This window comes from Paracidovorax konjaci (genome assembly GCF_900112675.1).
Taxonomy (GTDB): Bacteria; Pseudomonadota; Gammaproteobacteria; order Burkholderiales; family Burkholderiaceae_C; genus Paracidovorax; species Paracidovorax konjaci.
Genome location: NZ_FOMQ01000001.1, coordinates 39543 through 58352 on the forward strand (window position 1 = coordinate 39543; position 18810 = coordinate 58352).

Here is an 18810-nt window from a genome sequence, read left to right on the forward strand (position 1 = left end):
GTGGGTGAGAAAGCGATGCGCATTCTTCTGACGGGATCGACCGGAATGGTCGGCCGCAACTTCATGGAGCACCCTGCCGCGCAGGATTTCGAAATCCTTGCGCCGTCCCATCAATCGCTCGATCTGCTGGATTATTCGCAGGTGGAGCGCTTCATGGCGCAGAACCAGCCGGATGTGGTGATTCACGCTGCGGGTGTGGTCGGAGGAATCCAGGCCAACATCGCCCGGCCGGTGCAGTTCCTGCTGGGCAATCTGGACATGGGCCGCAACGTGGTAATGGCGGCACGCTCTGCCGGGGTTCGTCGGCTTCTCAATCTCGGGAGCTCCTGCATGTTCCCGCGGGGGCTGACCACACCGCTGCGCGAAGACATGGTGCTCACGGGCGAGCTGGAACCCACCAACGAGGGCTATGCGCTGGCGAAGATCATGGTGGCGCGGCTGTGCGACTACATCAGCCGGCAGAAGGACGGGTTTGAATACAAGACCTTGATTCCCTGCAACCTGTTTGGCCGCCACGACAAGTTTTCTCCCGACGTGTCCCATCTGGTGCCGGCGATCCTGCAGAAGATCCATGCCGCGAAGCGCGACGGCTCTCCCAGCGTAGAGATATGGGGAGATGGCAATGCACGGCGCGAATTCATGTATGCCGGCGATCTGGCGGATTGCCTGGTAGAGGCCATCCGGCGTTTCGACAGCCTGCCTTCCGTCATGAATGTGGGCATCGGGGCCGATCACACCATCAATGACTATTACCGCATCGGTGCCGAGATCGTCGGCTATACCGGCACGTTCCGCCACGACCTGACTAAGCCCGTCGGGATGGTGCGCAAACTGGTCGATACCTCATTGGCACAGCGCTGGGGGTGGCAGGCTTCGACGCCACTGGAGGAGGGAATGCGCAAGGCGTATGACTACTACCTCGGCCTGGCTCCACAAACCCCATCCCAGGCCGCCGGCCGTGCGTGAACAAGCAGATAAGCGAGAGCAAATGACAGCAGCAAACAGCTACCCCCTGGCCAGCACCACGTGGGACCACGAAGAATACGCATCCCTGCAGGAAGTGATCACTTCCGGGATGTTCACCATGGGGCCACGGGTGGCCGCATTCGAACGGGAGTTCGCGGACTATGCCGGCAGCAAGCATGCCGTGATGGTGAGTTCAGGGTCGGCGGCCAACCTGCTGATGGTGGCGGCGCTTTTCTACCGCAAGCAGGGCACGAGGCTGCGCCGCGGCGACGAGGTGATCGTGCCGGCGGTCTCCTGGAGCACCACCTACTATCCGCTGTACCAATACGGACTGAAGCTCAAGTTCGTGGATATCGACCGCGACACCTTGAACTACGATCTGGCGCAGCTCGAAGCCGCCATCACCCCGGCCACGCGCCTGGTCATGGCGGTGAATCTGCTGGGCAACCCCAATGATTTCGATCGCATCTCCTCCTTGCTGGAAGGGCGGGACATCGCCCTCATCGAAGACAACTGCGAATCGATGGGTGCCGTCTTCCAGGGCAAGCAGGCGGGAACGATCGGATTGATGGGGACGTTCAGCTCATTCTTCAGCCACCATATCTCCACCATGGAAGGGGGGCTGGTGGTCACGGACGACGACGAACTGCACCATCTCCTGGTGTGCCTGCGCGCACACGGCTGGACACGGAACCTGCCCAAGTTCAACCACGTGTGCGGCGAGAAATCGGACGACCCGTTCCAGGAGTCTTTCCGGTTCGTGCTGCCCGGCTACAACGTCCGCCCCCTCGAGATGAGCGGAGCCCTGGGATCGGCACAACTCAGGAAGCTGCCAGGAATGGTGGAAGTCCGCCAGGAGAATGCCCGCAAGTTCGTGGCGCTGATGGCGGACTACCCGATGCTCCATGTCCAGAAGGAGATCGGGCAAAGCAGTTGGTTCGGCTTCAGCATGGTCCTGGCAGAGGACGCTCCCTTCGACCGGCGCCAACTGGTGGCGGCGCTGGAGGCGCACCGGATCGATTGCCGCCCGATCGTGGCGGGAAACTTCGCCAAGAACGAGGTGATGTCATGGTTCGACCATGAGATCCATGGACAACTGCGCAACGCCGACTGGATCGACCAGAACGGACTGTTCATCGGCAACCACCACTACCCCCTGGACACCGAGTTCGAGCTGCTCCGTAGTGCGCTCGACACGCTGGTGCGTTGAGGCGCACGGTGACTGGAGCGGATGCGGCGGGCTGGAGGACCCGGGTGGTCCTTGTCGCCCTCGCGGGCGCGATGGTCGCCATGCCCTTGCTCAAATACCAGGCGCTGGCCAGCAATTGGTTCGATCTCGGGCTTTTTGAAAGCGTCTTTTACGCCTACGCGCAGGAGGGCGGCACCGGGCATGCCTTTTTCGGGCACGTCCAGCCGTTCATGGGCCTCTATGCGCATGTCTACCTGTGGCTGGGTCCGCTGGGACTGTTGGCGCTCCAGGGGCTGGCGCTGGCCGCTCTTCCGGCATGGGGCGTCTGGCGCCAGTACGGTCCCTGGCCTGCCCTGGCACTGCTGCTGTATTACCCGCTGTGGGCCAACGCGCTGTTCGATTTCCACTTCGATCACCTCGCCGTTCCGTTGTTGCTGGGCTTCTATGTGGCCTATGAGCGGCGAAGGATTGCCTGGGCCATGGCCTGCGCTCTGCTGCTGGCCTGGGTCAAGGAGCCGTTCGCGCTGCAGACCGCGGCGTGCGGGGTGTTCCTGATCTGGCAGGCGTGGCGGCATCGGGCGGCAGACCCGCTTTCCCGGCGCTGGGCCATGGCAGGCGGGGTGCTGGTGGCTGCGGGACTGGCGTGGTTCTATGTGGCGACGCAATGGCTCATTCCGCATTTCACCGGGTCGAGCGGGGGCCTGGATGCGGATGCGTTCACCTGGCTCGGCCAGGGATTGGGCAGCATGGTGGGGCATCTGGTGGCGCACCCCTGGCTTCCCGTGACCGAAGCATTGGCGAACCCGGGCAAATTGCTCTATCTGTTCATCTGTTTCGGACTGCTGGCCTTCATCCCGCTGCTGAGCCCCCAATGGCTGATTCCGGCCCTGCCGCCGTTGTTGATTGCGATGCTGGCGCGGTCGGAGAACTATTACAGCTACGGCAACCATTACACGGCCGGCCTCATCGCGCCGCTGATCGTGGCGTTTGCGCACGGCATGCCGGTGTTCCAGCGCATCTGCTCCCGGTGCGGACTGTCCTCGGTGGCAACGGTGCGGTCGCTTTGTTTCGTGCTGCTGGTCGGCCACGCGATGTTCGCGCCTTCCCCGCTGGGGCGTCTTTTCTGGAGTGACAAGGTGTGGAGTTACAGCAAGCAGGCCTATTGGCCGGATGCGCGCACCCAACGCATCAAGTCGGCCATCGCGCACTGGATTCCACGCGATCCCGGTGTCAGCGTCGCAACGCAGAATCCCCTGAACTGGGGCCATCTGCCACGGCGCGAGGCGTACTTCGCTTTTCCCGACGGGGTCTTCGACGCGAAGGCCGTCCCCGGTTGGACTTCGGGCAGTGCCGGATGGCGCGTTGCACCGGCCCGGATGCGCCATGCCGACTATGTCGTCCTGGATGAAAAGCGCCCATGGTTCCTGCTGGACCAGGGGTGCCTCTGGCTGCATGGCCGCTGCACGGACGAAGCCGCCGCACAGCGCTACCGCGGTGCGGTGGCCGAGGTAAGAAAGCGCTACGCGCTGGTTTATGAAGACGATGGTTTTTCCATCTTCCGCCGTACGGAGACACCATGAGAAAAACCGTCCTGCGGACCGTGTTGCGACAGGGGCTCTGGCAAAGCGCCCTGGCGCTGCTGCTGCTTCCCGGCGCCGCTCCTGCGGCGGATGTCGCCACCGATGTGGCGTTTGGTCCGCCGCCCATGCCGGGGTACCTCGGGCGGCTCCTGCAACCCGTGAAGGCGGGCGATCCCCTGCTGCCGGGGTCTTTCGATCTCAAGGCGCAACTGGGCTTGAAGCATGTGCCCGCGATGGAGCTGGATTCGAGCGTGCCCCTGGAAGCCGGCCCTTCGTCCGGCCGGTCTGCGGGAGCCGAGCGCGGCGTCCGGTTGACCCCGCCTGCCGATACGGACCTCTCGGCCTACGACGAACTCTGGGTCGACCATGGTGCGCCGGGCCACTGTACGCCGCAGCTGGAGTTGCAGACGAACGAAGGACTGCAGGAGGGGCGCCTCAGCAGCACCACCATCGTGGGCATGGCCGAGGGGCGCGGCGTTCTCTTCACCGAGCAGCCGTCCCGCATGCCGTGGGTCGGCAAGGACATGTTCTACCTGCTGGCCCGCCAGTTGGGAAGCCGCGACGACCGCCAGTGGCGTTATGCCCAGGATGGCGATGCCACGGTGTTCCAGCGGCGCCTGCAGGTTCCGCTGGACCGGGCGCAGGTCATCGAGCTGGAATTTCCTTCCGGGGCGCGCCTCAACGGGGTCAACCTCCTCATCAGCGTGGGAGACCACCATCGTCCGAGCCGGCTGCTGACCCCGGCCGATTTCACCAGTGAAACCCAGGACGACGGCGTGCGCACGCGCGTGCGGTTGCGCGTGGACCGGGTCCTCGCGGAGTACCGCCAACGCAAGCGCCCGGTGTCTCTGGCCGAGGTGCTGGTGTTCTACCAAGGCACCAAGGAGCGCGCGCTCGCCGACAAGCCATTGCGCCGGTTGACCGTACTGAGCCTTCCCGGCTCCGGGCTCGTGGCGGCGGGGGACCGCACGCTGCAGGCGCCCATGAAAACGGAGCAGCTCACGGCAAGCACCTGGCGCACGTCGCTGGATCTCAAGGATGTCACGGGCCGCTGGGTCGCCCGCATGCCGCTGCGCATGGCGGAGTGGCAGATCACCGGCGGTGCCGCATGCCGGGTGGAGCTTCTGGGCGCCCATCTGGTGAAGCTGAAGCGATCCAGCTCGCCGGCTTTCGTGAACTACATGGCGGCGCATGTCCGTGCGCTGGGCGGTCCTTTCCTGGTGAGGCCGGAGGACCGTACGGGCATCGAATGGCTGGATATCGCAGCCCAGTTGCCGCTCGCCTGGGCGCAGCCGCTGCCGCAGTCTCCGCGGGTGCGGGGCTCCGACGCGGAGTACCCGGGGTGGGGCCTGCGTGTGGCTGCGGCCGCAGGCGATGCCCTGGACGGAGCGCAGGGAGAGGGCCTGGCTTTTTCCGGCGGGGCGGCGGTATCGATGGATTGGCGCGTCGACTTCCGGGTACGGCCGGGCCAGCGCCTCCACGTGGACGTCCGCTCCGAAGACCCCCGGCTGCCGGAGATCGACGTCCGGGTCACCGCCGAAGGGGGCCGGCAGTATGACTTCCGGGTGCCGCCCAACCAGCCATTGCTGCTCGACCGCCGTATCCCCGAAGGCGTGCAGGTGCGGTCCATCGCCTTGCGTCTGGATGCGCAGGGGCTGGGCACGCCATGGTCGGTGCGCGGGGTCACGGTATTCCGCCCCTACCGCATGGAAGCTGCGCAGGTGAGCGATGCCTACCGCCCTGGCTGGGGCGTGATCCCCCTCGTGGTACAGCCGGAAGAAACGGACCCGGGCGACACGTGGCGCTCCGACGGCATGCAGGCCGTCGGAGCGCTGCACTCACGCCTGGGAGCCCCGGGCGGCACGGTACTGAGCTGGACCACCCCGGTCCAACTGCCGGCCCGGCACGTCCTCGACCTGCGGCTGGGGTATGAGATCCAGGGGGCGGAAATCGACCATTGCTGGCTGCGCGCGGAGATCCGCGGCGACCGCGGCCACCGGCTGGAGCGGCAGCTGTGCTCCCGCGACGGAAACATCCGGGAGGGCGTGACCGCCGACCTTCTCGAACATTTCGACGAAGACGAACGGATCGTCGCCATCCATTGGAAGGGAGCGTTGTACGTGGAGCAGCCTGCGCAGGTGAAGCTGCAGGCCTCGATCGGCGTCGGCGCGCGCCCGTCCGTGAACGAGACCCTGTCCCGCGGACCGGTGCTGCTCATGGGGGGCGAGCGATGGCTTCCCGGGACGCTGACGGCCGATGTCCGGAAGACCCTGGCAAAGGGGCGCCGGCCTGTCTGGCTGGACTACGGCCGGTTGACCGTCGCACCGGAGCAGGACATGGCTCCCGCGCTGCTTCAGGACGATGACCTGTTCGAGCTGAAGCGTGTCACGCTCGTCAGCGACCAGGATGCGCAGTCCGGGGCCGTGGTCCATTGGCGCGAGCAGCTGCGTCCGCCGGCGCCATCGCCCGGCATGGGCAAGCTCCAGAAACTCGGTGCGGCACTGCTGACCGGGCTGGTGGTCTGGTTGGTGTGGCGAGGGCTGGCCTCGCGGTGGCGCTCGGTCCTGCGGCTGGTGCAGCCACGGCTGGACCGCGGCCGCCAACTGGCCGCAAAGGCCTGGGCACTGTGCGAGCGCCTGAGCGCTGCCGCCAGCCGCTACATGCCGCTGTTCCACTTCGCCGTGATGGTGGCCGCGCTGCCGCTTTTCTGGCGGGCGGGACGCGGTGACGAGGGCGCCCCCTGGCTGCTGGGTGCGGGCGTTTCCCTCTGGATCACCTCTGCCCTGCACCTGTGGCGGGAATTGCCGGCCTGGGGACGGTTCTTTGCCCGGTACCTGTGGCCCTGCATGTGGATGGCCTGGGTGGCCTGGGCGTTGGGCTCCTACGAAGCGCCAGCGACGCTGACCGCCGCTGCGGCCGTGGTGGCCGGCACCCTCTGGCCGGTGGCTTCGGCGGTACACCGGTCGCTGTGGTGGATGCGCAGGGGCATGGGGCTGCTGATCGGCGGCGTGCTGTTCATGGCGGCTGCCTGCTATGGCCTCGGCTTCATGAGCACGGTCGACTGGGGCGAGAACGTATTCATCACATTGGGGGGGCTCTGCATGATCGCGGCATGGTGGTGTGCTGTGCGGGGAGCGCGCGACGGCCTGACGCGGTGGCGGCCGGGGTTGGCCCGCTGGCTGTACGACGAACGTGGCGGGCCTTTCCTCGCCGGCGCGATGATCGCGCTGGTGGCGTCGATGGTGCTGCTGCAACTCGGCATGAGCCAGCTGGCAGCGCACGTGGTGACGCTGTGCTTCTACCAGCTCTGCCTCGGCGTCGCGCTGCAGGCCTGGGTGCATGCAAGGCGGGGGCCCCCGTAGATGTGGCTGCACGGATGGGCCAACCAGGCGGCTGCGAGCCTGTGGGTCGCGGCCGTCTCCATGGTGCTGGTGTTCGCGCTGGGGCGCCTGCTGGGGCCCGCGGCATTCGGTGAATACAACTATGTGCTGACGCTGGCATCGCTGATCGCGATCCTGCAGGACGGCGGCTTCAAGACCCTGCTGCAGCGGGAGTCCGCGCACCGCAGCATCGAGGTGGAGCCCCCGATGGTGCTGCGCTATGCGCTGGGGCACATTCTGCTGGTCAGTGCCGTGGCGCTGGCCCTGGTGCTGGCCCTGGCCGGAGAGCGCCGGCTTCCCCTGTCCTTTGCGGTGGCGACGATGGCCCTGCTGGCGGTGGCGAACACGGTATCCGCGCGCTGGCGAGGGCAGGGGCTCTATGCGCGCGATGCTCTGTGGCAAGTGGGATTGCGCAGCGCCACGGCCTTGGCGGTGCTGGCCTGCGTGCTGCTCTGGCGCATGGACACCACGGCGGTATTCGTCGGGTGGGCGGCCGGTGTGGTGGTCTCGCTGGCCGTGGTGCGTTTCATGGCGAAGCCCCGGTGGAACCCTCCTGGCGCCGTGTACCGGACGGCCGCGGCGTTCATGCTGATCGACCTCGCCACGACCGTCTATTTCCGCATCGACATCGTGATGATGGAGCGCCTGGGCGTGCCGCCCGACGACATCGGCCGCTATGCCGCGGCCTATCGCCTGTTCGAAGGTGGCGTGCTGCTGCTGGCACCCGCTGCCACCATCCTTTTCCGGGAGTTGCGGCTGCGCTGGCAGGAACGCGAAGCCGCGCGGGTGCTGCTGCGGCGTGCATTGGGGGGAGCGCTGGCGCTGGCTGCCGCCGGGGCCGCCGTGGTGCATTGGCTGGCCGAACCCCTGCTGGTGCTGGCCTACGGCACGGCCTATGCGGGGGCGGCTCCGCTGCTGTCGTGGCTGCTCGTCGCCTTTCTGTTCCTGGCGCCGAACTATGTGTTGACCCAGGCCGCGGTCGCCCTCGGACGCGAGCGCTGGTATGCGGGCGCGGTGTGCGTGGCCGCCGCTGTCAATGTCGGTCTGAATTTCTGGCTGCTTCCCCGGTTCGGTGTCGTCGGTGCGGCCTGGGCCAGCATCGCGACCGAGGCGGTGCTGATGCTGCTTTTGTACAAAGGGGTGCGTTCATGGCTATGAAGGGCGTGGTGCTCTACGATTTTCTGCATGCGAAAGGCGGTGCCGAGCGGTTGACGCTGGACCTGGTGCGCGGCCTGGAAGGTACCGAGCTGTGCTACGGCTACCGCCAGCCCGAGGTGTTCCCGGCGAGCGAACTGGCCGGTATCGCATGCCATGACCTGGAGGCGACGACGCCGGTGCCGGGCTGGCGCACATTGAAGGTGCTGCGTGCCTTTGCCGGCCGGCGGGCCGCCTTCCTGGACGGGTACGACTGGGCGATCTACAGCGGCGTGCTCGCACCGGTGGCCGTGCGGCACCGCAAGGGGCAACGCAACCTCTATTACTGCCACACGCCGCCACGGTTCGTGTACGACCTCCGCGACTACTACCGGGACAAGTTCTCGCCGCTCCTGCGGCCCGCGCTGGCGGTGCTCGCGGCCTACCTGAAGCAGCAGTACGAAGCTTCGGTGGCCGCCATGGATGTGGTGATCGCCAACTCCGAGAACGTGCGCAACCGGCTGCGCACCCACCTGGGTGTGGAGTCGAGGGTGGTGCACCCGCCCATCGACGTCGAGCGTTTCCGCTGGCGCCAGCCAGGCGATTACTTCCTTTCGCTGGCACGCCTGGAGGATTTCAAGCGCGTCGAACTGATCGTGGATGCCTTCCTGCGCATGCCCTCGCGGCAACTGGTGGTGGTCTCGGGTGGGTCGCAGTTCGAGATGCTGCGCGCCAAGGCCGCCTCTGCGCCCAACATCCGGTTCACCTCGTGGCTGGGCGATGAGGCCCTGGCCGAGCTGATGGGCGGGGCCCGTGCATCGATCTACATTCCCCGCGACGAGGATTTCGGCATGTCTCCGGTCGAAAGCATGGCCGCGGGCAAGCCGGTGATCGGAGTGGCCGAGGGCGGCCTGCTCGAAACCATCGTTCCCGGCGAAACAGGCTGGCTGTTGCCGGCCGAGCCCACGGTGGAGCAATTGATGGAATCGGTGATGTCCCTGTCGGGCGACAGGGCCGCGGCCATGCGGCCCGCCTGCGAGAGCCGCGCGCAGCTGTTCAGCAAAGACCGCTTCCTGCGGAAGATGAAAGACCTCGTCGCCGAATGAAAGGCCTCCGGACGGGCCTGGCTCAATCCGCCGGCGAGGAGCGCGCAGGCCGCGGACGCGCCACGGCGAAGCGGAAGAGGGCCAGCAGTGCGAGCCGGCGGGCGAGGCTCCACCATGAAGCGGGCGGCGTCCGCGGCACGGCCGGGGCTCCCTCCGCCGGTGGCAGTTCCAGACGAAGGACGCGCAGTTGCGCGCTGCGCCGGAGCCAGAGCAGTCCCAGTTCCGCATCGTCCAGCAGGGCGGCTTCGCGCGAGGACAGTGCTTCCACCGCCGCGCGGCTGTAGCAGCCCAGGCGTGGCGGCTCCGGCCTGGCCAAGCGGACGATCCGGCACCACCAGGGGGCGCGCAGGCCGTGCGCCGATGGGGGCTCGATCACCACCGCGTCCGCCTGCCCCGCGTGCTGCAGCAGAGGCTGCAGGCCCTCGGCGCCCGGGGGCTGGTCGCCCGGTACCGTGATGACACCGCAATAGCCCTTGGACAGCGCGTAGCGCATGCCGGTCTGGATGGCTTCCCAGGCGTCCATGGGAATCAGGGGGCGCAGGATCTTCGCGCCCGCCTGTTCCGCGAAAAGGCAGGTGCCGTCGGTGCTGCGGTTGTCCACCACCAGCGGCGCGTCCATGCCGGCCTGCCGCAGCGAAGCGACGAGGGCACCGATCGACCCGGCATCGTTGCGCGTGGTGATGACCGCCAGCAGGCCCTTGCCCTGGGAGGACGGGCGCGGCTTGGAGGTGATGTGCCGGTATTCGCGCTCGATGGCTTGCGCGCTGCTGCGGATGTCGAAGGATTTGAGCAGCGCCTGGCGGCCCGAGGCGCCCAGGCGCTGGCGCAGTGGCGGATCATGGCGCAGGCGCGTGATCGCGGCGGTCCATCCCTCCACATCCTCGATCGGCACGCGCAGCCCGGCCCTGGCATGGGCGACCAGCCACGGCATTCCCGAGCCCGGAAGATCGGTCACGATGCAGGGCCGGGCGTGGAACATGGCTTCGAGGAGGACCACGCCGAACGCCTCCGTGCGCTCCCTGGAGGCCAGGCAGAACACGTCGCAGCTGGCGAGCAGCGCATGTTTCTGCGCATCGTCCACGTCTCCGAGCAACCGGACCGTGCCGCCTGACCCGCGCGCGCGGGCGGCCTGGATGCGCGCCTGCAGGTTGGCCCGGAGTTCGCCATCGCCCACGATGAGCAGTTCCACGCCCGGCAGGGCAGCAACGGCCTGGATGAGCGTTTCGAAGCCCTTGTAGTAGGTCAGGCGTCCGATCGACAGCAGCCGCAGGGCCGTCCCGGGCGACCAGTCGTTGCTGACCGCGGCCGGTGGGAGGGACTCCAGGTCGATGCCCAGCGGTGCGACGACGCATTTGCTGCGCCAGTACTGCAGCGTCTTGCTGGCCTTGAGGTAGGGAGGCGAGGTCGCGATGACGCGCTCGGCCCCATCCAGCAATGCGTGTTCGAAGGGGCGGTAGAGGGCGTAGGCCAGGGCGACGGAGAGCTTGATCTCCGACACCACGACATCGGAGTGCCAGTGCACCACCCAGGGGATCTTGCGTGCGCTGGGCAGTGTCAGCGCCCAGAGCGCGGAGTTGTTGGGCATGTGCAGGTGCAGCACATCCGGGCGGAAGCGGCGGATCGCCCGCGCCAGGGCCGAGCGGAACCCGAGCGCGAACGGGGCATAGACCAGCTGGAACTGCACCGGCACGCGTTCCAGCCACGGCGGATCGTCCGGCAGCGGCGTGCCGTGGACGAGGGCGGACGCATCGATGCCCTGGGCGCGCTGGGCCGCGACCAAGTCGGAGAGAAAGACCTCCATTCCGCCGCGGTAGGGCGGGAAGAATTTCCCCACATGGAGGACGCGCAGCACCACCAGGCCCTCCTGCCTATTTCCGGGCGGCGGCGACCTGGGCCCTCATCTGCGCGTATTGCGGGTTGCGGGGATCCAGTCGGATGGCCTCGTCCAGATCCTTCAGGCTCGCCGCGAACTGGTTGGCACCGCGGTAGGCCATGGCGCGCCCGTAGTAGGCCGCGGCGTTGGGCGTGCGGGCGATCATCGTGTCGAAAAGGGCCAGGGCGGCCTTGGTGTCGCCCTTGCCCACGTGCGCCATCCCCAGGCCCAGCAGCAGCCGCGGATTGTTCGGGCTGGCGGCGAGCAGTTCCGTGAAGCCACCGATGGCGTCGTCGAACCGGTTCGCGCCGATCGCGCTTTCGGCACGGCGCAGGCGCATGGCCTGCCGGATGCGGTCCATCTCCGCCGCATTGACGCTGGGCAGCTCCAGGCGCAAGCCCTGGCTGAAATGCTCGAAGGCCTGCGGGTAGAGCCCCAGCGCGAATTCCGACTCGCCGCGGTGGTAGTAGAGCTGCAGTTCATCGAAGCCCTGCTTCTGCGCTTCGTCGAAAGCCGCGATGGCTTCGGCATGCTTCTTCTGCTGCTGCAGTGCCACGCCCGCATTGAAGCGCGCGGTGCCGCGCAGGGCGCCCAGCGCTTCGGCAGTGGCGAAGGCCTTCTGCGCCTCGGTGACCGAACCGCGGTCCAGGTGGTAGGCCCCCAGGTTGAGGAACGGTCTCCAGCGACCGACCGCGTTCTGCGGCGCCTTCAGGTCTGTCTTCTCGGCCGCGTCGCCCCAGGCGGTGTAGTCGTCGCTCAGCGAGGCGACGCGCTCGAAGGCGAGCATGGCGAAGACCAGCCCCACGATACTGCCCAGCACGTAGATGGTGCGGGGCTTGAAGCCCGTGAGCACGATCGCCACGAGCACGGGAACCGCCACCGCCCAGAGGTAGCTGCGGTAGAGCACGAAAGGATCCTGCACCCACACCGTGGCGAATTCGGTCACGTAGAGCAGCAGGGGGAACAGCAGCGCCACGCCGACGAGGCTGAGCACGCCCCGGCGCCGCAGGACGGCCCATACGGCGGCGGCCCAGAGGGCGACGTAGCCCACGAGCCCCAGCACCTGCGGGAAGGCCGCGTAGCCGAGCGGGAATGCAGGGCGCAGGTCCACCGACATCCACATCACGTTCGGCACGAACCACAGGAAGCCGTACGCGAAGAACAGCGCCGCCTCGTTCAGGATGCTGAGCGGGTACATGCGCGCGCCGATGCCCGGGCTCAGACGTTCGAGCTGCCGGGTGAAATCGATGGAGCGCTGGTCGAAGACCTTGCCGAGCAGGTCGCCGTAGACGCCGAACAGCACGGCCGCCGCCACGGCGACGAGCACGGCGGACACCCCCGCGATGCCGGCGATGGTGCGCCAGCCCGGGCGCCGGACATGGATGTAGAGCGGCACGGCCATGGCCGCCACCATCACCGCGTGCTCCTTGGAGAGCACCGCCGCGGCATAGGCCACGATGGCGCCGGCATACCAGCCTGCGCCCCGGCCCGACAACCCCCGCACGAAGCACCAGCAGGCCAGCACCGCGAAGAAGGTGGCCATGACGATGGAGCGCTGCACGAGGTAGGCCACCGCATAGACGGCCATCGGGTTGACCGCGAAGAGCGCCACGCCCACGCGGACGGCGGCGCTGCGCGACGGTCCGAAATGCGGCTGCGCCTCGAATTCCTCGGGGAAGCGCGTGCGCGCGAGCAGCTCGCGCACCAGGGCATAGAGGGCGGCCACGGTGGCCAGGTGCAGCGCCACGTTGAAGAGCCGCTGCTTTCCCCAGCCCGCGCCGGCCAGGCTGTCCACCCAGACGAAGCTGCCGTAGGACAGCATGCGCTGCTTGAAGGCGAGCAAGTTGCCGTAGTTTGCGAAGATCGTCCCGTCGGTCAGCGCCAGATCGTCGAAGAGCAGCGCATGGCTCCAGCTGGGCAGGTAGATGGCCAGCACGGCGGCCAGGACGGCGAGCCCGAAGACGACGAAGGAGGCGGACGGTTTGGTGGCCATGGCGATGGGGGCGTGACGCGGAGACGGGCGCCGCGGCGGTCAATAAGGGGCGGGCGCGCAAGGAGCGCGCGCCCCTGCGGCGATGAACCGCGGAAGTCTAAGCGATGGGGCGGTGCCCGCCGGCATGGCCGAGCCGGCGTGCCGTGCGCCCCGCAGGCCGGGGCGGTTTCAGCCGGGCGCCAGCCCTTTCAGCACCATGTGGCAGATCAGGTCCTCGGCCTGCGCGTAGTCCTTCGGGGTCAGCGCCGGCTTGCCCAGCAGCAGCGCGAACTGCGCCTGCTGGTCGGCATAGGCCTGGGTGACCGACCAGATGATGAACATCAGATGCGTGAAATTCACACGGGCGATGCGGCCTTCGCGGGCCCAGCGCTCGAAGGTGCGCACGTCGTTGCGCAGCACAGGGCCCACGCGCTCGGCGATCACGCTGCCGTAGCGCGGCGCGCCGGCGATCACCTCCTTGGCGAAGACCTTCGCGGCGTTGGGCCGCTCCAGCGAGGAGCGCAGCTTGGCGCCGATGTAGCGCCGCAGCGCCTGCGCGGGGTCTTCGCCGTGCGACATCTCTTCCATGCCGTCCAGCCACTGCGTGAGCACATCGTCCAGCACGCGGCGGTAGAGCGCTTCCTTGCTCGGGAAGTAATAGAGCAGGTTGTGGCGGCTGATGCCCGCCGCGGCAGCGATGTTCTCCAGCGATGCACCTTCGAAGCCGAACTGCGCGAAGTGGCTTTCGGCCTCCGCGAGGATGGCCAACTCCTTGCGCAGCCGCGCGGGCGAGGGGCTGCGCAGCGCGCCCGCGCCCGGGGCGGACACGGGTGCCGCAGCCGGAGAGGGCGCGGAAGAAGGCTCTGGTGAAGATGGCGTCGGCGTGGCGGCGGCGCGGCGGCGTGGCGCGCTCGCGGTGCGTGGATGCACAGGGGCAGGGCGAGAAGGCGGTCGGCGGGGGCTCATGCGCACCATTGTGGGCCGAAGCCGGGGCGTTCCGGGCGTTCTCGCAGAGGGAACGCCGCTGGCATGGTGCTTGCAGTTCGGGATTTTACCAATGGGTAAGTTTTTACCGGTTGGTAAATTGCCATCACACAACGGCGGGCCACGCACCTGCCACCACGAGCGAGGACCCCCGATGACCCCTCCGCCTTCCCTCCGGCCCCGGTACGCCCGGCGTGCGCCATTCGCCGCAACGGCGCTGCCTCCGGGCGGCGCACGCGGCCGATCCACCGGCGCGGCCCCGCTGCGCATGGCTTCCTCCCCCCTGCCTTCCTGAATCCCTCCCGGGACCCCACACCACAGGAGCTATCCGATGGAAACGACGACCGCAAGCGCCGGCTGCGGCGTGCATGGCGCACGCCTGAACCTGGCCGAATACGCGCAGAACTTCAGCGATGCGCACCCGCCCCTCACGCGTGCGCAGGCATTGATCGAGGCCGAGCGCTGCTACTACTGCTATGAGGCGCCCTGCGCCACGGCGTGCCCGACCGGCATCGACGTGCCTTCCTTCATCCACCGCATCGCGCAGGGCAACGAGCGCGGTGCGGCGCGCGCCATCCTGGAAGCCAACCCGCTGGGCGGCATGTGCGCGCGTGTCTGCCCCACCGAAGTGCTGTGCGAGCAGGCCTGCGTGCGCAACGTGAACGAAGACAAGCCCGTGGAGATCGGCGCGCTGCAGCGCTACGCGACGGATGCGCACTTCGCGCAGCCGGGCGCCCCGATGTTCACGCGGGCCGCGCCCACGGGCAAGCGGGTGGCCGTGGTGGGGGCGGGCCCTGCGGGGCTGGCATGCGCGCACGGGCTGGCGCGGCGCGGGCACGACGTGGAGCTGTTCGACGCGCGGCCCAAGCTCGGCGGGCTCAACGAATACGGCCTGGCGAGCTACAAGACCACGGGCGGCTTCGCGCAGAAGGAGATCGACTGGCTGCTGTCCATCGGCGGCATCGCGCCGCGCTGCGGCCAGGTGCTGGGGCGCGACATCGCGCTTGCCGGGCTGCTGCAGTCCCACGACGCGGTGTTTCTGGGGCTGGGCCTGGCCGGCGTGAATGCGCTGGGCATCGCCGAGCCCCGGGCCGAAGGCCTGCTGAACGCGGTGGATTTCATCGCCGACCTGCGGCAGGCGCAGGACCTCTCCACCCTGCCCGTAGGGCGCCGCGTGGTGGTGGTGGGCGGCGGCATGACCGCGGTGGATGCGGCCGTGCAGGCCGCCAAGCTCGGCGCCGAGGAGGTGACCATCGTGTACCGCCGCGGGCAGGAGAGCATGTCCGCATCGCTCGTGGAGCAGCAATGGGCGCAGACGAACGGCGTGGCGATCCGGCACTGGGCCGCGCCGAAGGAGCTGCTCTGCGAAGGCGGCGCGGTGCGCGGCATGCGGTTCGCGGCCATGGGGCTGCAGGGCGGCCGCCTGGTGGAGACGGGCGAGACCTTCACGATCGAAGCCGACATGGTGCTCAAGGCCATCGGCCAGAGCTACCTGTCCGAGCATGCCGGCGCCTCCGTCGCGCTGCACCAGGGGCGCATCGCCACCGATGCCGAGGGCCGCACGAGCGTGCCGCGCGTCTGGGCCGGCGGCGATTGCCGCGCCGGCGGCCGCGATCTCACCGTGGAGGCCGTGGAGCACGGCAAGGTGGCCGCGGTGTCCATCCACGAGGCGCTGCTGGCGGCCTGACGCCGCGCCATCCCGCACGCACGCAACATTCCCCCGCGACGACAGAGACCGGAGAAGCACATGGCAGACATCCGCAGCGATTTTCTCGGCATCCGCAGCCCGAACCCGTTCTGGCTCGCCTCGGCGCCCCCGACCGACAAAGAGGTGAACGTCACCCGCGCCTTCGAGGCCGGCTGGGGCGGCGTCGTCTGGAAGACCCTGGGCGAGGACCCTTCCGTGGTCAACGTCAACGGCCCGCGCTACGCGACGCTGATGTCGCAGGACCGGCATGTGATCGGGCTCAACAACATCGAGCTGATCACCGACCGGCCGCTGGCCGTGAACCTGGAGGAGATCCGCCGCGTGAAGCGCGCCTGGCCCGACCGCGCGATGGTCGTCTCCATCATGGTCCCCTGCGTGGAAGAGAGCTGGAAGCACATCCTGCCGATGGTGGAGGACACGGGCGCCGACGGCATCGAGCTGAATTTCGGCTGCCCGCACGGCATGAGCGAGCGCGGCATGGGCGCGGCCGTCGGGCAGGTGCCCGAATACATCCAGATGGTCACGCAGTGGTGCAAGCACTACACGCGCCTGCCGGTGATCGTGAAGCTCACGCCCAACATCACCGACGTGCGCCAGCCCGCACGCGCGGCCCGGGCGGGCGGGGCGGACGCGGTCTCGCTCATCAACACCATCAATTCGATCATGGGCGTGGACCTGGAGCGCATGGCCATGAGCCCCAACACGGGCGGATGGGGCTCGCACGGCGGCTACTGCGGGCCGGCCGTGAAGCCCATCGCGCTCAACATGGTGGCCGAGATCGCACGCGATGCGCAGACGGCGGGCCTGCCGATCAGCGGCATCGGCGGCGTGAGCACCTGGCGCGATGCGGCCGAATTCATCGCGCTGGGCTGCGGCACGGTGCAGGTGTGCACCGCGGCGATGGTGTACGGCTTCAAGATCGTGCAGGACATGTGCGACGGCCTCTCCAACTTCATGGATGCGCAGGGCTACGCCACGCTGGCCGATTTCCAGGGCCGCGCGGTGCCCACCGTGAAGGACTGGAAGCAGCTCGACCTCAACCACATCGACAAGGCCGTGATCCACCAGGAGTCGTGCATCCAGTGCGGCCGCTGCCACGTGGTCTGCGAAGACACCTCGCACCAGGCGATCACCTTCACGCGCGAGGGCGGCGTGCGCCGCTTCGAGGTGAACGAGGCCGAGTGCGTGGGCTGCAACCTCTGCGTGTCGATCTGCCCGGTGCCCGAGTGCATCACGCTGCGCAGCCTGGCGCCCGGCGAGGTGGATGCGCGCACCGGCCGGGTGGTGACGGGCGACTACGCCAACTGGACCACGCACCCGCACAACCCGAACCGCGCCGCGCCATCGGCCGTCGCCTCGCAGGCCGCCGCCGTGGCCGCCGCGTGATGTCCTGGAGCCCGCCATGAACCGCCCCTCCAGCCCCTCCGCCCCCGCCGGCGCCCACGGCCTCTGGAACGACGACCTCGCGCCTACGCAGGCGCACCAGCGCACCTGGCGCTGGTACCACTTCGCCGCGCTGTGGATCGGCATGGTGATGTGCATACCCGCCTACACACTCGCGGCCAGCCTCATCGAGGGCGGCATGTCGTGGAGCCAGGCGGTGGGCACCGTGTTCCTGGGCAACCTGATCGTGCTCGTGCCGATGCTGCTCATCGGCCATGCGGGCGCGAAGTACGGCATCCCCTATGCCGTGCTCGCGCGGGCCTCGTTCGGCACGCGCGGCGCCAAGCTGCCCGCGCTGCTGCGGGCGCTCGTGGCCTGCGGCTGGTACGGCATCCAGACCTGGTTCGGCGGGATGATGATCTACACGCTGGCCGGCGTGCTCGTGGGCCATCCGCTGGAGGGCGAGAAGATCGCGGGCCTGGGCATCAACGCGGGCCAGCTCGTGTGCTTCCTCGTGTTCTGGGCCATCCAGTTCTACTTCGTGGTACACGGTATCGAGTCGATCCGCAAGCTCGAGACCTGGACGGCGCCCTTCAAGATCGTGATCTGCTTCGTGCTGCTGTGGTGGGCCTACGGCAAGGCCGGCGGCTTCGGGCCGATCCTGCACCAGCCCTCGCAGTTCGCGCCCGGCGGCCCCAAGGCGGGGCAGTTCCACGCGGTGTTCTGGCCCTCGCTCACGGCCATGGTGGGCTTCTGGGCCACGCTCGCGCTCAACATCCCCGATTTCACGCGCTTCGCGAAGTCGCAGCGCGACCAGGTGGTGGGCCAGGCCATCGGCCTGCCGGTGCCGATGGGCCTGCTGGCGGCGCTGGCGGTGTTCGTGACCTCGGCCACGGTGGTGATCTACGGCAAGGCGCTCTGGGACCCGGTGGACCTGGCCTGCCGCATGACCGGCGCGGCGGTGCTGGTGGCGCTCATCATCCTGCTGGTCGATACGGTGAGCGTGAACCTCGCGGCCAACCTCGTCGGGCCGGCCTACGACTTCTCGGCGCTCGACCCCGGGCGCATCAGCTACCGCACGGGCGGCTACATCACGGTGGGCATCGCCATCGCGATGATGCCGTGGAAGATCCTTGAATCCACCCAGGGCTACATCTTCACGTGGCTCATCGGCTACTCGGCGCTGCTGGGGCCCGTGGCGGGCATCCTGATGGTGGACTACTACCTCGTGCGCCGCACGCGGCTCGACGTGGCGGCCCTCTATGCGGACGAGGGCCCTTATGCCTACACGCGCGGGTGGAACGGAGTGGCCGTGGCCGCGTTCGTGCTGGGCGTGGCGCCCAACATCCCGGGCTTCCTGAATGCGGCCTTCCCCGCCAGCTTCCCCGGCGTGGGCGAAGTGTTCAAGCAGATCTATGCCTACGCCTGGTTCGTGGGCCTCGCCATCGCGGGCGTGGTCTACCGGCTGGGCATGGCGCGGCGCAGTGGTGCGCCGGCCCCCGCACCGCTGCACCGCGCCTGACGGCGCCCACCCC

12 protein-coding genes are annotated in these 18810 nt (G+C 68.4%); 9 read left to right on the plus strand and 3 right to left on the minus strand.

Translation table 11 applies throughout. The annotated features are described in order from the left end of the window. Window positions 1-15 precede the first annotated feature (15 nt). The 6 genes from BM144_RS00155 to BM144_RS00180 are packed head-to-tail and all read left to right on the plus strand — an operon-like array spanning window position 16 to window position 9355. A complete protein-coding gene (locus tag BM144_RS00155; RefSeq protein ID WP_092948618.1) occupies window positions 16-966 on the plus strand; it encodes a GDP-L-fucose synthase family protein in 951 nt (316 codons plus the stop codon). Continuing rightward, window positions 908-2176 carry a DegT/DnrJ/EryC1/StrS family aminotransferase gene (locus tag BM144_RS00160; protein WP_139225598.1) on the plus strand — a complete coding sequence of 423 codons (1269 nt, stop codon included), beginning with the start codon at window positions 908-910 and terminating at the stop codon, window positions 2174-2176. The genes BM144_RS00155 and BM144_RS00160 overlap by 59 nt, the downstream gene beginning before the upstream one ends. A gap of 44 nt (window positions 2177-2220) precedes the next feature. Then, complete coding sequence (locus BM144_RS00165; RefSeq protein WP_139225599.1) at window positions 2221-3735, plus strand: DUF2079 domain-containing protein; 1515 nt, start codon at window positions 2221-2223, stop codon at window positions 3733-3735. Further along, window positions 3732-7097 carry a hypothetical protein gene (locus BM144_RS00170; protein ID WP_092948624.1) on the plus strand — a complete coding sequence of 1122 codons (3366 nt, stop codon included), beginning with the start codon at window positions 3732-3734 and terminating at the stop codon, window positions 7095-7097. Before BM144_RS00165 ends, BM144_RS00170 begins: the two co-directional genes overlap by 4 nt. Further along, entirely contained in the window at window positions 7098-8273 is a 1176-nt protein-coding gene (locus BM144_RS00175) for a lipopolysaccharide biosynthesis protein (protein ID WP_092948626.1), read from the plus strand. Continuing rightward, window positions 8264-9355, plus strand: coding sequence for a glycosyltransferase (locus tag BM144_RS00180; RefSeq protein ID WP_092948628.1), 1092 nt, complete (start codon window positions 8264-8266; stop codon window positions 9353-9355). Before BM144_RS00175 ends, BM144_RS00180 begins: the two co-directional genes overlap by 10 nt. Window positions 9356-9377: 22 nt before the next feature. On the opposite strand, the gene BM144_RS00185 is transcribed toward BM144_RS00180, so the two are convergent. From BM144_RS00185 to BM144_RS00195, 3 genes are all read right to left on the minus strand, one after another. Then, a complete protein-coding gene (locus BM144_RS00185) occupies window positions 9378-11207 on the minus strand; it encodes a glycosyltransferase (RefSeq protein ID WP_353615059.1) in 1830 nt (609 codons plus the stop codon). Between the two features lie 16 nt (window positions 11208-11223). Further along, complete coding sequence (locus tag BM144_RS00190; protein ID WP_092948632.1) at window positions 11224-13221, minus strand: tetratricopeptide repeat protein; 1998 nt, start codon at window positions 13219-13221, stop codon at window positions 11224-11226. Between the two features lie 168 nt (window positions 13222-13389). After that, window positions 13390-14028, minus strand: coding sequence for a TetR/AcrR family transcriptional regulator (locus tag BM144_RS00195; RefSeq protein WP_092948634.1), 639 nt, complete (start codon window positions 14026-14028; stop codon window positions 13390-13392). Window positions 14029-14515: 487 nt separating this feature from the next. Between BM144_RS00195 and BM144_RS00200 the strand changes: the two genes are divergently transcribed. Genes BM144_RS00200 through BM144_RS00210 form a run of 3 tightly spaced genes read left to right on the plus strand, consistent with a single transcriptional unit; the run spans window position 14516 to window position 18797 of the window. Then, complete coding sequence (locus BM144_RS00200) at window positions 14516-15871, plus strand: NAD(P)-dependent oxidoreductase (protein WP_092948636.1); 1356 nt, start codon at window positions 14516-14518, stop codon at window positions 15869-15871. A gap of 60 nt (window positions 15872-15931) precedes the next feature. Next, window positions 15932-17278 (plus strand): NAD-dependent dihydropyrimidine dehydrogenase subunit PreA, encoded by a 1347-nt coding sequence (preA, locus tag BM144_RS00205; RefSeq protein ID WP_092948638.1) that lies wholly within the window; start codon window positions 15932-15934, stop codon window positions 17276-17278. A 16-nt stretch (window positions 17279-17294) separates the two neighbouring features. After that, window positions 17295-18797, plus strand: coding sequence for an NCS1 family nucleobase:cation symporter-1 (locus BM144_RS00210; protein ID WP_092948640.1), 1503 nt, complete (start codon window positions 17295-17297; stop codon window positions 18795-18797). Window positions 18798-18810 lie beyond the last annotated feature (13 nt).